This window comes from Actinoplanes sp. TBRC 11911 (genome assembly GCF_012933445.1).
In the GTDB taxonomy this organism is placed as follows: Bacteria; Actinomycetota; Actinomycetes; order Mycobacteriales; family Micromonosporaceae; genus Actinoplanes.
In genome coordinates this window covers 117,329-130,867 of record NZ_JABBNC010000014.1, presented here as the reverse complement: position 1 = coordinate 130,867, position 13,539 = coordinate 117,329, and the positions used below count along the sequence as shown (strand labels likewise).

Annotated in this window: 13 protein-coding genes; 7 read left to right on the top strand and 6 right to left on the bottom strand. The window is 70.8% G+C overall.

Translation table 11 applies throughout. The features are described 5' to 3' along the window. Window positions 1–3 precede the first annotated feature (3 nt). Window positions 4–471: a peroxiredoxin gene (locus HH310_RS20735; RefSeq protein ID WP_169177242.1), complete on the bottom strand. Its 468-nt coding sequence runs from the start codon at window positions 469–471 to the stop codon at window positions 4–6. 126 nt (window positions 472–597) lie between these two features. On the opposite strand from HH310_RS20735, the gene HH310_RS20730 reads away from it, so the two are divergent. Further along, complete coding sequence (locus HH310_RS20730; protein WP_169177241.1) at window positions 598–930, top strand: STAS domain-containing protein; 333 nt, start codon at window positions 598–600, stop codon at window positions 928–930. A gap of 19 nt (window positions 931–949) precedes the next feature. Here the strand turns inward: HH310_RS20730 and HH310_RS20725 are convergent, their stop codons facing one another. Continuing rightward, window positions 950–2,914, bottom strand: coding sequence for a PPC domain-containing protein (locus HH310_RS20725; RefSeq protein ID WP_169177240.1), 1,965 nt, complete (start codon window positions 2,912–2,914; stop codon window positions 950–952). A 136-nt stretch (window positions 2,915–3,050) separates the two neighbouring features. On the opposite strand from HH310_RS20725, the gene HH310_RS20720 reads away from it, so the two are divergent. Both HH310_RS20720 and HH310_RS20715 read left to right on the top strand, forming a co-directional pair. Next, window positions 3,051–3,347 (top strand): type II toxin-antitoxin system Phd/YefM family antitoxin, encoded by a 297-nt coding sequence (locus HH310_RS20720; protein ID WP_169177239.1) that lies wholly within the window; start codon window positions 3,051–3,053, stop codon window positions 3,345–3,347. After that, window positions 3,344–3,745 carry a type II toxin-antitoxin system VapC family toxin gene (locus HH310_RS20715; protein ID WP_169177238.1) on the top strand — a complete coding sequence of 134 codons (402 nt, stop codon included), beginning with the start codon at window positions 3,344–3,346 and terminating at the stop codon, window positions 3,743–3,745. Before HH310_RS20720 ends, HH310_RS20715 begins: the two co-directional genes overlap by 4 nt. A gap of 19 nt (window positions 3,746–3,764) precedes the next feature. Here the strand turns inward: HH310_RS20715 and HH310_RS20710 are convergent, their stop codons facing one another. Then, window positions 3,765–4,808: an ROK family protein gene (locus HH310_RS20710; protein ID WP_312034235.1), complete on the bottom strand. Its 1,044-nt coding sequence runs from the start codon at window positions 4,806–4,808 to the stop codon at window positions 3,765–3,767. Between the two features lie 115 nt (window positions 4,809–4,923). On the opposite strand from HH310_RS20710, the gene HH310_RS20705 reads away from it, so the two are divergent. Genes HH310_RS20705 through HH310_RS20690 form a run of 4 tightly spaced genes read left to right on the top strand, consistent with a single transcriptional unit; the run spans window position 4,924 to window position 9,509 of the window. Continuing rightward, entirely contained in the window at window positions 4,924–6,435 is a 1,512-nt protein-coding gene (locus HH310_RS20705) for a DUF1800 domain-containing protein (protein WP_169177236.1), read from the top strand. Between the two features lie 3 nt (window positions 6,436–6,438). Continuing rightward, window positions 6,439–7,683, top strand: a complete 1,245-nt coding sequence (locus HH310_RS20700; protein ID WP_169177235.1) for a DUF1501 domain-containing protein — start codon at window positions 6,439–6,441, stop codon at window positions 7,681–7,683. A 24-nt stretch (window positions 7,684–7,707) separates the two neighbouring features. Continuing rightward, on the top strand, window positions 7,708–9,111 hold the full coding sequence (locus tag HH310_RS20695; protein WP_169177234.1) for a DUF2252 domain-containing protein: 1,404 nt from the start codon (window positions 7,708–7,710) through the stop codon (window positions 9,109–9,111). Continuing rightward, window positions 9,108–9,509, top strand: a complete 402-nt coding sequence (locus HH310_RS20690; protein WP_169177233.1) for a pyridoxamine 5'-phosphate oxidase family protein — start codon at window positions 9,108–9,110, stop codon at window positions 9,507–9,509. The genes HH310_RS20695 and HH310_RS20690 overlap by 4 nt, the downstream gene beginning before the upstream one ends. Here HH310_RS20690 and HH310_RS20685 read toward each other — a convergent pair. The 3 genes from HH310_RS20685 to HH310_RS20675 form a co-directional block, all read right to left on the bottom strand. Next, a complete protein-coding gene (locus HH310_RS20685) occupies window positions 9,492–9,776 on the bottom strand; it encodes a hypothetical protein (RefSeq protein WP_169177232.1) in 285 nt (94 codons plus the stop codon). The two genes, HH310_RS20690 and HH310_RS20685, sit on opposite strands and share 18 nt — an antisense overlap. A gap of 1,263 nt (window positions 9,777–11,039) precedes the next feature. Then, complete coding sequence (locus HH310_RS20680; RefSeq protein ID WP_169177231.1) at window positions 11,040–11,477, bottom strand: hypothetical protein; 438 nt, start codon at window positions 11,475–11,477, stop codon at window positions 11,040–11,042. A 115-nt stretch (window positions 11,478–11,592) separates the two neighbouring features. Then, complete coding sequence (locus HH310_RS20675) at window positions 11,593–12,564, bottom strand: pirin family protein (protein ID WP_169177230.1); 972 nt, start codon at window positions 12,562–12,564, stop codon at window positions 11,593–11,595. Window positions 12,565–13,539: the final 975 nt, after the last annotated feature.

Sequence of the window (13,539 nt, the reverse complement as noted above, 5' to 3'; positions counted from 1 at the left end):
GATCTAGCTCTTCTTGGCGGCCAGGGCGTCCAGCGCCCTGGCCGCGTGGTCTTCCGGGGACCGTTCGTCGTGGATGATCTCGATGACGCGGCGGTCGGTGCCGATCACGAACGTCATCCGACGCGTGCTCATCGGGCCCAGCGGCAGCTTGCGCTTGACGCCCATCGCCTCGGCCACCTGGTAATCCGGGTCGCTGAGCAGCGGGTAGTCGAAGTTGTTCAGCTCGGCGAACTTCTTCTGCTTCGCGGGCAGGTCGCGGCTGATGCCGGCGCGCTGCACGCCGGCCTTGCGGTACTCCGCGGCCAGGTCGCGGAAGCTGCACGCCTCCTTGGTACAGCCGCCGCTGAGCGCCGCGGGGTAGAAGAACAGGACGAGCGGGCCGTCCTCGAGCAGCGTGCTCAGCCGCCGGGGGGTGCCGTCCTGGTCGGGGAGTTCAAAATCGGGGACGGTGTCGCCTATGTCTAACGCCATACCCACAAGTTACTTCGCGAGTGAACCAGGCGGCCTGTCCGCCGTATCACGGCATTTCATGATCGACAGCCGAGGCCCTAACATAGGGGTCCCTTATCGATATAGCCCCTTGGAAAGCGACACGTCATGCAGGTCTCGGTCGCGCACCATCCCCCGAACACGGCCGTCCTGGTGCTGCGCGGGTCACTCGACATCGACACCGCACCGTCCCTGAAAGCCAACCTGAACCGGCTCGTCGAACGGCCCGCTCCCCGGGTCATCGTGGACGTGTCCGGCCTGGACTTCTGCGACTCGATGGGGGTGGGCGTGCTGGTCACCGCGCACGGCCGGGCCACCGAGCGCGGCGGCTGGGTGCGCCTGGCCGCACCGTCCGGCTTCCTGAAACGGCTGTTCAGCACGTTAGGCCTGCTCGACTACCTGGCGATCTTCGACGACGTGGAGACCGCCCTCAAGGACTGAGGACGGTCTCCCTTTCTCGTCAGCTGGTGACGCCGAAAACGATCCGGCCGAGCGTGTCCTGGGTGCCGGTGAAGCCCTCGGCGGGCAGGAACGGGCTGTCACCGAAGTCGACGTCCACGTCGTCCGCGGTGCCGCCCACCTGGTCCGGGCCGACGCCGAACAGGGTGGCGAAGCCGCTGCCCCCGGCGTCCATGATGTTGGCCGCCGCGTCGGCGTTGTCGGTGTGGAAGTCGCCGAAGAAGTGGCCGCCCTCGTGCGAGATCACGTTGCCCAGGGCGTGACCGAGGAAGGTGATCCGGTCACTAGCCGGGGTCAGGTACGTGTTCAGCGAGGCGGCCGAGTCGCCGGCCGGCGCGCTGAGCACGTCCAGCAGCACCAGCGCCAGCTCTTCCGGCTCGAAGTTGCCCGGGTCGATGCTCTGCGAGATGCCGATGGTGTCGACCCCCGACTCGTCGATCGTGCCGCCCACGACGATCCGGCTGACGTTGGCGCCGCCGGTCGGGTCGGCGTCGTCGCGGCTGTTCGCGATCTTCAGCTTGAACCGCTCGTTGAGGCCGCTGACCTGCATGTCCTTCTTCAGGTTCTCGGTCACCGTGGCCACCACGCCGTCGATCAGCGCGTCCTCGTCGGCGCGGGTCAGCCCCCAGCTCGCGAGGAACGACGACAGCGGGCTGAGGTCGCGGTTGCCGAACCCGCCGAACACCCCGGTGTTCACCCGGGCGCCGTCGAAGTCCAGGTAGAGGGTCTGCGTCGGCTTGGCGCCTTGCAGAATTGGCCGGTACGCCTCGACGGTGAGCTGGTAGGCCCCGGTGCCGCGCTCGACTCCCACGTAGTGCCAGCCCGCCGTGGTGGCCACGTAGTCGGTGACCGCGTTCCCGCCGGCCGGCAGCGGGCTGGCGAGCGGGTAGATGTACGAGGCGTCCTGGTCCGATCCGTGCACCTCACGCGGCGTCGTGTCGTACACGGTCAGATAGGCCGGTGACCCGGTGACCGAGGCGCCCAGCACGTCGCCGGGCTTGAGCTTGACCGCGAAGTAGTCCACGTCGACGCCGGTGGAGCTCAACGTCACCGTGTACGGGCCTTCGCTGGGCGGGCTCGGGTTGCCGATGCCGTCGCCGCTGCCCGAGTCGAACGGGTCGCCGGGCAGCCCGCGGTAGGCGACCACGGCCGCGTAGTAGTCGCCCTCGCCGGGAACCTTGTACACGATCCGGCTGTCCAGCCCGACCGAGTCGTCGTTGCTGGCCAGCAGCGTGCCGTCGGCCGCGAACAGCAGCAGCACGGTGTCCAGCGGCCCGTCCGGCGTGGCGGTCGCGACGGTCAGCGTCTTACCCGCCGCCGCGTGCATCTTGTAGAAGTCGAAGTCGTTGCTGCCGTCGCCGCCGCCGGAGCGCCCGTGCGGGCCGTCACCGAGCTGCGAGTCGATGCTCGCGCCGGTGCGCACGGTCCCGATGCCGGTGTCGCCGGCCAGGGGGATCGCGCCGTCGTCCTCGGGGGCGGCCGCCACCGCCGGGGTGCTGATGCTCTCGTGGTCGAGGCTGCCCAGCACCCGCATGCGCGAATACTGCTTGGCGCCGGTGCCGAAGCCGGCGACCCGCTGGGCGTAGGCGCCGGGGCCGTCGTTGGCACCCCAGGTCCCGTCGATCTCGTCCTCGTCGACGACCACGGTGGGTGGCGGGGCTTTCAAGGCCTTGCTTGCCGTACGCGATTTCGCCTTCGCCGCGGACTGGGTCTTCATGTAGTTGCCCCAGCCCGACCAGTCGATCTTCGAGGCGTCGCTGACCTGGGCCAGGTAGGGGTTGGGGCCCTTGGGTCGGGTCCCGTAGGCGGCCTTGGGCGCGATGCCGATGCCGGCGGCCAGGGAGGCCTTCTCGGCGGGGGTGAGGTCGGTGGGCTTCGGCGTGGGAGTGGGATCGGCGAGTGCCGGGCCGGGCGCGAGGAACACGAGGCCGAGCACGACCGTGGCGGCCGTGATGCTTCGTCGCATCAATTCCCCCTTCTCATCGTCCGGACCCGGGGCGGCCACGGACGGCAAGGGGGACGCTACATAACGACTACTGTCTATATCTAGAGGCGACCATCGCTCCTCCGGATGTGGCACAAATTTGTGATACCTTTTGGTTGTGACGACTCTTAGTGAGCATTCGGTAGGTCTTCGGGAGCTACGGCACAACACCAGTGAGGTGCTGGCGCGGGTGCGCCACGGCGAGACGATCGACGTAACGGAGTACGGCAAGCTGGTCGCGCGGATCGTCCCGGTCGGCGACCGGAAACCGACGCCGGTGCTGGACCGGTTGGTCGAAGAGGGCCGGGCGCGTCTGGCAGTGCGACCCGGGTTCCGGCCGCGGATGCGTGCCGGGGATGGCACGAACCGGCTCAGCGATGCGCTCGCGACGCTGCGTGACGAGGAGCGCTGGTGAGCCTCTACTACATCGACACCTCCGCTGCGCTCAAATTATTGGCCGAGGAGAGCCATTCACGAGCGTTCGCCGAGTTCTATGACGTCAGCACGGGCGCGTCATGGGCCAGTTCGACGCTTCTGCGCATCGAGGTGATCCGCGCGGTCGGCCGCGTCATGCCGGCCGCGCTGCCGGATGCAAGGGCCCTTCTCCTGGCCTTTGACTATGTGAGCATCGATGACGAGGTGGTGGACGCGGCGATGAACGAGCCGGACCGGATGCGGCGTTCGCTGGACGCGATCCACCTCGCCACAGCCCGGGTGCTCGGGCCCGATCTAGATGGCCTGGCTACCTATGACGACCGGTTAGCCGCCGCGGCCAAGGACGCGGGAATCTCGATCGTCGACCCGCGGGATTGAGCCGGCGCGGTCGTAAGCGTCAGCCGGCGTTCACCCGTTCCAGGGCGGCCACCGCCGCCCCGCGGGCGCCGGCCATGTCCAGGTCGGCGACCAGGGCGAAGGACGCCACCGCCTGCTGCTCCTGGCGCAGCTGGGTGTGCTCGCGGACGGTGTTGAGGAACCACTGGCGGAAGCGCGGCGCGGCCTCGACCACCCCGCCGCCCAGCAGGTAAGCGCCGGGGTCGGTGAAGTTCGCGGCGATGGTGAACAACTTCCCGATCGCCTTGGCCTGCTGCCCGAACACCGCCATCGCCAGGGGGTCTTCCTTTTCCCCGTACGCCCGTAGTTTCTTGGCGGCCTTCGCCAGTGGCTCGGCGGCCAGCGGGTGCTCGGGGAACCGCTTCAGCCAGTACGGCAGCAGGTTGTTCTTGATGGCGGTCAGCGACGCGATGCTCTCCACGTCGCCCTCGAAGCCGCAGTTGCAGGCGGGCACCGGCTGGTCGTCCTCGAGCACGTCGTGCAGCGGGATCTGCACGTGGCCGAGCTCGCCGGCCATCCCGGCCGCGCCGCCGATGACCCGGCCGTTCTCGACCACGCCGCCGCCGAGGCCGGTGCCGACGATCGCGGACACCGAGGAGCGGGTCATGGCGTCGGCGCCGAAGTGACGGTGGTGGGCGTACAGGGCCGCGGCGTTGGCGTCGTTGTTGTAGATCACCGGCAGGCCGATGCGGGACTCCAGCGCGCCCCGGATGTCGTAGCCGTGCCAGGACACGTGACCGAAGTTGGTGCCGCCCTTGGAGGAGATCACCCCGGTGGCGCTGGCCGGGCCGGGCGTGTCCAGGCCGACCGCGCGGACCAGGGTTCGCGGGGTGCTGGTGAGCTCGATGATGTTCTCGAAGGCCTCGGCGAGCGATTCGACGGCCGATTCGGGGCCCTCGGTCACCAGGCTCGGGTTCTCCACCAGGTGGTCGACGAGGAACTGGCCGGTGGCGTCGAGGACGGTGGCGTTGTTGCAGGTTCCGCCGTTGTCGAGACCGACCACGACCCAGGAGGAAGGGGTGCGTACCGATTCAAGCTGATCCACACGGCTGAGCGTACGTCCGGTTCCGCCCGCGCGGTACGGGTGCGAGCGGATTGCGGGTTCGTTAGTCACGGTTGCAGCCGCGACGCGACCGCCGGTCCGGGCCGAAGGGTTCGGCATGACGACCCGACGCACCGTTCTCGCCGCCGGAGCCGCCACCACCGTCGCCGTTGCGCTGGGGGCCGCCCCCGCCGCCGCCGCTCCCGCGACCGCCGAGACCTCCTTGCTGGGCAACGACCCGATCGCGCACCTGCTGCGCCGGGCCACCTTCGGGCCGACCCCGTCCGCGCTGGCCGAGGCCGCCAAGCTGGGCGTCTCCGGCTGGCTGGACAAGCAGCTGAACCCGGCCGCGATCGACGACGCCGTCTGCGACAAGGTCCTCGCCCGCCTGCCGCTGGCCGGCGCGTCGATCGCCGCCGTGCGCGCCGCGATCAAGGTGCACTCGTACGAGGCGTTCGGGCAGCTCGGCCGCGCCGCCGTGGCCCGGGCCGCGTGGAGCGAGCGGCAGCTGTTCGAGACGACCGCCGCGTTCTGGGCGAACCACCTGCACGTGACCGCGCCGTCCAGCGGGGTCTGGGACAGCCGCATGGACTACGAGACCACGGTGCTGCGCAAGCACACCTTCGGCACCTTCGCGGACATGCTCAAGGCGTCCGCGAAGCACCCGGCCATGCTCACGTACCTGGACAACCGCTCGTCGAGCAAGGCGCGCCCGAACGAGAACTACGCCCGTGAGCTGATGGAGCTGCACACCGTCGGCATGATCTACAGCGAGGAGGACGTGCAGGCGGCGGCCCGGCTGCTCACCGGCCTCACCGTGGGCACCAACGGCACCTACACGTACGACGCGTCCAAGCACGTCACCGGCGCCGTCAAGATCCTCGGCTTCAGCCACCCGAACGCGACGGCGGGCGGTGGCGAGGCGGCCGCGCTGGCGTTCGTCGACTACCTGGCCACGCACCCGGCCACCGCGGAGCGCATCGCCACCAAGCTGTGCGTGCGGTTCGTCGCCGACGAGGCGCCCGCCACGCTGGTCGCCAAGCTCGCCAAGATCTACCTGGACAACGGGACCGCGATCGTCCCGATGCTGCGGGCGCTGTTCACCTCGCCCGAGTTCGCGGCGTCGATCGGGCGCAAGACCCGCACCCCGTTCGAGGACGTGATCGCCACGGTCCGCACCCTGGGCCTGGGCCCGGAGGCGTCCGGGATCAAGTCGCTCGACGCGCTCTACAACGGCCTGGTCAACGCCGGCAACGCGCCGTACCGCTGGAGCCCGCCGAACGGCTTCCCGGACGTCGCTGCGGCCTGGTCGTCGCCGTCCGGCTTCCTGCTGCGCTGCAACACCCACCTCAACCTGGCCACCGGCTGGTATCCCAGCCAGCTCATCCGTCCCACGGACATGCTCAAGCACCTCGTGCCGGTCCTGCCGGGGACGTGGGGCGCGCTGGTGGACAAGCTTGCCGTACGCCTCGCCGGGGCCCCGTTGCCGGCCACGCACACCGCCGCGGTGCTCAGTGTCGCGGGCAAGCTGCCGACGAGTCCTCTGACCGCCACGGACTCCTCGCTTCCCGGGCACCTGCCGTACCTGGTGGCGCTGGTCCTGGACTCGCCGACCTTCCAGCTGAGGTGAATCATGAAGTTCCCGGGCTGTGACGAACTTTCCCGGCGCTCGGTGCTGGGTGCCGGGGCCGCGGTGCTCGGCGGCCTCGCCACCGCGGGCGTGTCCACCCGGACGGCGTACGCGGCGCCCGGCTACACCGGGGACACGCTGGTCGTGCTGTCGCTGCACGGCGGCTTCGACGGGTTGTCGGCGATCGTGCCGATCGGGGACGCCGACTACTACAAGGCGCGGCCCGGGATCGGCGTACCCAAATCGCAGGTGATCGCCGGGGACGGCACGTTCGGCCTGCACCCGGCGCTGACCCCGTTGCTGCCGTTGTGGCAGGGCGGCAAGCTGGCCGCGGTGCACGCGGTGGGCCAGCCGAACCCGACCCGCTCGCATTTCGCGGCCATGGAGGCGATGGAGAACGCGGCGCCCGGCACGTCGCTGCGCAGCGGCTGGCTGGACCGGATGCTCGGGACCACCGGCGCGTCCGGCCCGCTCGCCGGGGTGTCGCTCGGCTCGGCCCGGCCGAACCGGCTGTTCGCGGGCCCGGCGTCGGACGTGTCGATGACCGGCGTCGACACGCTCACCCTCGCCGGGGACTCGGCGAAACGTCCGATCGCGGCGGCGCTGCGGGCCATGTACGCGGACGCGCCCGCCGCGCAGGCCGGCCCGGCGCTCGCCGCCGACAAGGCGCTGACCGCCACGTCCGCGCTGCGCGGGGTGGCGTACACGCCGGCCAACGGGGCGGTCTACCCGGCCACCGACCTCGGGGCGGCGCTCAAGGACGTGGCCCGGCTGATCAAGGCGAACGTGGGGCTGGCGACCGCGGCGGTGGACTGCGGCGACTGGGACATGCACGAGGGTCTCGGCGCGGCGGGCAAGGGCCAGCGCATGTACGACAACCTGAACGAGCTGGCCCTGGCGCTGGCCGCGTTCGCCACCGACCTCGGTCCGGCGGGCATGGCGTCGGTGACGCTGCTGACGATCAGCGAGTTCGGCCGTCGGGTGGCGGAGAACGGGTCGCGCGGGGCCGACCACGGGCACGGCAACGCGATGTTTCTGCTGGGGGGAGGCGTACGGGGCGGAAAGGTTTATACGAAGTGGCCGACGCTGGCACCCGGGGCGCTGGTGGCCGGTGATCTGGCGGCGACCACCGACTACCGCGCGGTGATCGGTGAGGTGCTGCAGAAGCGGTGCGGGACGGGCGCTCTCGGCGACGTCTTCCCGTCCGTGGCGCCGTCGACGTTCGGGCTGGCCGCGGCGCGCTCCTGACGTCCCAGGCTTAGGCTGGGCGCAATGGAACCAGCGAACGGGCGGATCGTCGTCGATACCGGGCACGAGGGCGGATTCGCCTCACTGCGCCGGGCCGCCCGGCCACGTGCCGAGCGCTACGAGCTGGGCCGGTCGTTGCGCGAGCGGGCGCACCGCTCGGAGATGGGGTACTGGTCGGCGCCGGCCGGGCGGGCCGACCCGGTCACCCAGATCACGCACGCCAACCAGGGCCGCCAGGACTGGCTCATCCCGGTCCGGATCGGGCGGATGATCTCCTCGCCGTACGCGTTCCTGCGCGGCTCGGCGAACGTGATGGCGGACGACTTCGCCGGCCTGCCGTCGACCGGGATCACGCCGGTCATCTGCGGTGACGCGCACCTGGGAAACTTCGGCTTCTACGCCTCGCCGGAACGGCAGCTGGTGTTCGACCTCAACGACTTCGACGAGGCGCACCCCGGCGCGTGGGAGTGGGATCTGCGGCGGCTCACCGTCAGCGTGTACGTGGCGGGGCGGCAGAACGGGTTCCGGGAGAGCGCCTGCGAGGAGGCCGTGCGGCACTGCGTCGAGGAGTATCAGGAGCAGCTGGCGCAGCTCGCCGAGCGGCCGTTGCTGGCGCGCTCGTTCGACCGGCTGGATGTGGACGGGCTGCGCTCGGCGGCGTCCAAGGAGAGCTTCCGGTCGGAGATCGAACGGGCGGCGCGGCGGGCCCGGCGGCGGACCAGTGACCGGGCGCTCCCCCGGTTCACCGGCGGCAGCTCCCGCCTGGTCGAGGAGCCGCCGCTGATCACCCGGCCGTCGCCCGCCGAACAGGAACAGCTGGCCGAGGCGCTGGACGGGTACCTGAACACGCTGCCGCCGCACTGGGCGCGCATCCTGGCCGGGTACCGGATCGTCGACATCGCGCACAAGGTGGTCGGGGTCGGGTCGGTGGGGCTACGGGCGTACGTGGCGCTGTGTGAGGGAAGCACCCCCGACGACGTGGTGTTCCTGCAGCTCAAGCAGGCCCGCCGGTCGGTGATCGCGGTGCACCAGCACGGCGAGGCGGCGTGGCACCGGCATCAGGGTCAGCGGGTCGTGGAGTACCAGCAGGCCCTGCAGACGGTGTCGGACCCGCTACTCGGCTGGACGACGGTCGGCAGCATCCAGTACTACGTGCGGCAGTTCCGCGACATGAAGGGCGCGATCGTGGTCGAGGGCATAGACGCGGGGGCCCTGGCCGACTACGCCGGCATCTGCGGCTACCTTCTGGCGAAATCGCATGCACGAACGAGCGGAGCCTCCATGATCGCCGGGTACATCGGCAGCAGCGGCAAACTGGCGGACGCGCTGTGCCGGTTCGCACGGACGTACGCCGACCAGGTCGAATCCGACCACGCCTTGCTGACCCGCGCGGTCCGCACCGGGGTGCTGCCGGCGGAGGTCGCGTGAGCGGCGTGCTCGACCCGGCCGACCCCGGGCTGCGCGAGTTCTGGACCGAGCGGCACCTGTGCACGCTGACGACGCTGCGCGAGGACGGCTCGCCGCACGTGGTGGCGGTGGGCTCGACATTGGACCCGGCCGCCGGGCTGCTGCGGGTGATCTCGTCACGGTCGTCGGCCCACGTGCGGCATGTCCTGAAGGGACAGGACCGGGTGGCGTTGTGCCAGGTGGACGGTGCGCGGTGGGCGACGTTCGAGGGCCGGGCGGTGATCCGCGACGACCCGGCTTCGGTGGCCGAGGCGGAGCGGCGGTATGCGCAGCGGTATCGGACGCCGCGCCCGAACCCCGCGCGGGTGGTCATCGAGGTGGCGGTCACGAGGGTGCTGGGGTCAAGCCGCTTCCGCTGACCGGCGCGCCGGCCGACCGCTGCCGATCACGAAAGCGCTGCGCTCAAGGCCACTGCCGTTGACCTGCATGCCGGCCACCGCGACGCCGATCACGACGGTGCTGGGCTCAAGCCCACTGCCGTTGACCCGCATGCCGGCCACCGCGGCGCCGACCACGACGGTGCTGGGCTCAAGCCCACTGCCGTTGACCCGCATGCCGGCCACCGCGGCGCCGACCACGACGGTGCTGGGCTCAAGCCCACTGCCGTTGACCCGCGCGCCGCCCACCGGGGCCGATCACGGAGGAGCCGGACTCAAGCCCCTCTTCCGGCCCTTTCACCCACCGAGGTGCCGCTCTCCTTGCGCCGCGCCGCCAGCGAGCGGCCGCGTTGGCTTTGAAACGCGTCAAGACCGAGCGGGCCGTGACCGGACGGGTGGGTCACAGTCCGGGTGTGGCGCCATGCCCGCGTTGATGTGCCCGCCGCCGAGCGTGGACGTCCCCCTCCGGGCCACTTGGCGTCCGGTTTACACGTATTCGACGATTTTGGTGCGGATTGGTGGCGGCGCAGGCCCGACATATATGCGCTCGCCATGCCGGCGGTCTCACTATTCGGACTCCGATGACTGGATCGTGGACGTTCGTCCGAAGAGGACAGCGCTTTTGTCCGATGATACGGCCTTTGCGAAGGCGGCCAGGCGCCTGATTACGAGACCTTGGAGAGTTACGCCCACATACGAGCCATAACTCTCCAAGGTCTCGAGAATCGCGCGGCTAGCACTTAAACGGCGGCTGACAAATGTGGTGGAAGGTGACAAAGGAGGCATCGATCTTGCCCGTTGGCCCGACAACCGCGACCGGCGGCAGACGACGCGCCCAAGTTGCCAGCCTGGCCATGCAGCGCATCCACCCTCGCTCGGCGACCGGCCGCAAACCGCGCCACCACGCACGCCGCCCGCATGGCCACCCAGCGCACCCACCCCCGCACCGCGACCCGCCCCACACCGCGCCACCACGCACGCCGCCCGCATGGCCGCCCAGCACACCCACCCCCGCACCGCGACCCGCCCCACACCGCGCCACCACGCACGCCGCCCGCATGGCCGCCCAGCGCACCCACCCCCGCACCGCGACCCGCCCCACACCGCGCCACCACGCACGCCGCCCGCATGGCCGCCCAGCGCACCCACCCCGGCCGCAGGCGGCCATCGTCAAGCCACGTCGCCCGGCGTCGGCGCGCGGCGCGCGAACCCGGGCACGGCGACCGACCGTAACTGGTGTGACCAGCGGCGTTTGCCGGCAGGGCAGCGTAGGGGCACCCCCCGCGCAGAGCGTCATCCCAGCACAGGGCGTCACGCCGAGCACAGGACGTCACATCGAACGGCGGCCGACATGACCACCGATGGGTGGCTGGGCGGCAGGCCGTGGGAGCCAGAAGCGGCCGTCCGTGGCGGCGGCTAGAAGCGGGCGTCCGTGGCGGCGGCAGGAAGCGGGCGTCCGCGGCAGCTAGAGGCGGCCGTCCGTGGCGGCTAGAAGCGGCCGTCCCGCGGCGGCTAGAAGCGGCCGTCTGTGGTGAACGGGCCGACCTTTGCCGGGAGGACCAGGCCCGCGCGGGACAGGTCGCGCAGGATGGTGATCAGCTCGTCTCGGGACAGGGCGCCTGGCACGTCGGGGTCGCGGTGGGGGACGTCCAGGGCCTTCGCGGCCTCGACGGCGCGGGCGGCGATCGCGGCCTCGACGGCCCACAGGCGGTGGGCGCGCATGGCCAGGTGGGCGGAGGCGGTCAGCTCGCCGTGCAGGCGTAAAAGGCGGCGCAGGTCGGCGGCCAGCTGCTCGATGGGTGGCCCCAGCGGTCTCAAGGGCTGGCGGCGGGAGTCGCGCCAGCGGTCGGCCAGCCTGGCGCACCACTTCGGACCGTAGACGACCAGCGCGCCGAGCAGGGTCGGCGTGGCGACGATCAGTACTAGTTTTGCCACATCCACGGCGTTCACGACGGGCTCCCAGGTGGCCGGGACTGACGGCCGTCTCCGGGTGACGATCCGCCCGTCCACGGCGGTCGTCAAGCTGGGTGCCCGGATGTGCTCCTTCCTGCGGAAAGTGCCCCGGTCAGCGGACGCGGCCGCGGGGCAGGAGGCGGGCGATGGGCATCGGCGGGGCGGGCAGGGGGTCGCCGGCGTAGCCCCGGACGGTGCCGAAGCGGGGCGTGGCGGCGGACCAGTCCGCGCGGGCCTGGACGATCTCGTCGTGGTCGCGGGCCACGAAATTCCACCACATCACGAGGCGCTCGGTGAACGGCTCGCCGCCCAGGAGCAGCAGGCGCGCGCCGGAGGCGGTCTCGAGGCGTACGGAATCGCGGCCTGAACCCAGATAAAGCAGTGGGCCTGGCTTGACCGTCACGCCGCGAACCGTGGGGGCGCCGTCGAGGGTGAGAACCGCGTACTCAAAGGCGGGGTTGAGCGGCAGTGTGGCCTCGGCCCCGGCAGTGAGGGTGATCTCGGCACCCACCAGGGGGGTGTAGCAGCGCGCCGGTGACGTGACGCCGGCCAGCGTGCCCATCAGCACGGTGGCGCTGAGGCCGCCGTCGGTGAGCACCGGAAGATCGCTGTGGTGGTCGAAGGCGGGCGCCATGTCGCGGTCGGTGTGCGGCAGCGCGACCCACAGCTGCACACCCTGCAGGACCGGCGTGTGGGTGGCGGGTGTCTCCTCCGAGTGCGAGATGCCGCGGCCGGCCGTCATGATGTTGAGGCTGCCGGGACGGATCTCCTGGAGCGTGCCGAGGCTGTCGCGGTGCAGCACCTCACCGGCGACCAGCCAGGTCACCGTCTGCAGGCCGGTGTGCGGATGCGGTGCGACACGCATGCCGGGCGTGCCGGTGAGATCTTGCGGCCCGTACGCGTCGAGGAAGCACCAGGCGCCCACCATGCGTCGATGCTTGTTCGGCAGGGTGCGGGTCACGGCGAAGCCGCGCGGGCCGCCGAGCGCGACCGGCGCACCCTCCAGCAACTCGAGGCCGGCCTGGTCACCGGCACTGCTCGTGTCTCGCCCCAGCACCTCGGGGTCGGCTTCGAAGCTGCTCACGGACAAACGCTACCGCTCTCGTACGACAAAAAGGTTTGGCGGAACGGCGGCGGTGTGCACCCCGCCGCCGTTCCTTCCCGGCCGATCCGCGCCGATGTGACCTCGCACCCGATGGGGGGCATCTCGGTGCGAGCGTCCCAGGTGAGGACACGGTGGCGGGCCCGCATTGACGGGATTGCGGTAGCCGCCGGCCGGGGGAATCGGGATCCGAGGCTCATGGGTGAGCCCCTCAACCGTGACATCCATGCCTACCTTGATCCGCCCGCGGCGGGGGTGTGATGCGCCACGTCTGATGTGTCACGTGGCGTCACGGCGGCTGCCGGGTCGCTCGAACAGGGTCGGCCGTTATCCGTGGGGATCCTCAATTCGGGTTTAAGAATTGCTTAAGTAACCCGGGCGCCGCGAACGCCGTCCACCCCGGATCGCATCGACGATCTCCATAGGAGCTCCCGGCATTTGAACTGTTCCCCGCCCGAACACGTACTCTCCGCCGAAGGGAGCCGGGCGGCGGCGAAGCCGGACGTGATCCACCGAGGGTCATGACATGATCGCGGCGCCGTACGAAGCGCACCGGGGGGCTGGTAGCGCGCTTCGCAAATCCATGGTTAACCTTCCACATCCATCGCGCGGAGGGACGATCCGGACGCGTACGGGACATGGGGTCAGGAACGGGGGAACGATGCGGCGACGGGGTGAGAAGCACTCCCCCGGCCGCTTCGCGTTCGTTTTCGGTTGTCCCGGGGCCGCCGTATGAGCTTCGAGGACGACGAATATTGGGAAGAGGAGTACGACCAGTACTCGCTCATGCCGAACACCGCCGTCGTGCAGGAACGCCACTTCACGAAGCGGAGCGAACCGGACCCGGTGATCCCGACCCGGCGGCGCCCGTCTGATCCCGACCAGTCGGTGGACGAGCTGGCCGAACGGCGGCAGCGGCGCGCCGGTGGCGGGCGGGGCTCGTTCGACGCGGCGCGG

What these genes read in the sequence shown, in the direction of transcription:
- HH310_RS20725 (WP_169177240.1), bottom strand. Translation starts at nt 2,914, where the DNA reads ATGCGACGAAGCATCACGGCCGCCACGGTCGTGCTCGGCCTCGTGTTC.
- HH310_RS20705 (WP_169177236.1), top strand. Translation starts at nt 4,924, where the DNA reads ATGACGACCCGACGCACCGTTCTCGCCGCCGGAGCCGCCACCACCGTC.
- HH310_RS20700 (WP_169177235.1), top strand. Translation starts at nt 6,439, where the DNA reads ATGAAGTTCCCGGGCTGTGACGAACTTTCCCGGCGCTCGGTGCTGGGT.
- HH310_RS20695 (WP_169177234.1), top strand. Translation starts at nt 7,708, where the DNA reads ATGGAACCAGCGAACGGGCGGATCGTCGTCGATACCGGGCACGAGGGC.
- HH310_RS20735 (WP_169177242.1), bottom strand. Translation starts at nt 471, where the DNA reads ATGGCGTTAGACATAGGCGACACCGTCCCCGATTTTGAACTCCCCGAC.
- HH310_RS20730 (WP_169177241.1), top strand. Translation starts at nt 598, where the DNA reads ATGCAGGTCTCGGTCGCGCACCATCCCCCGAACACGGCCGTCCTGGTG.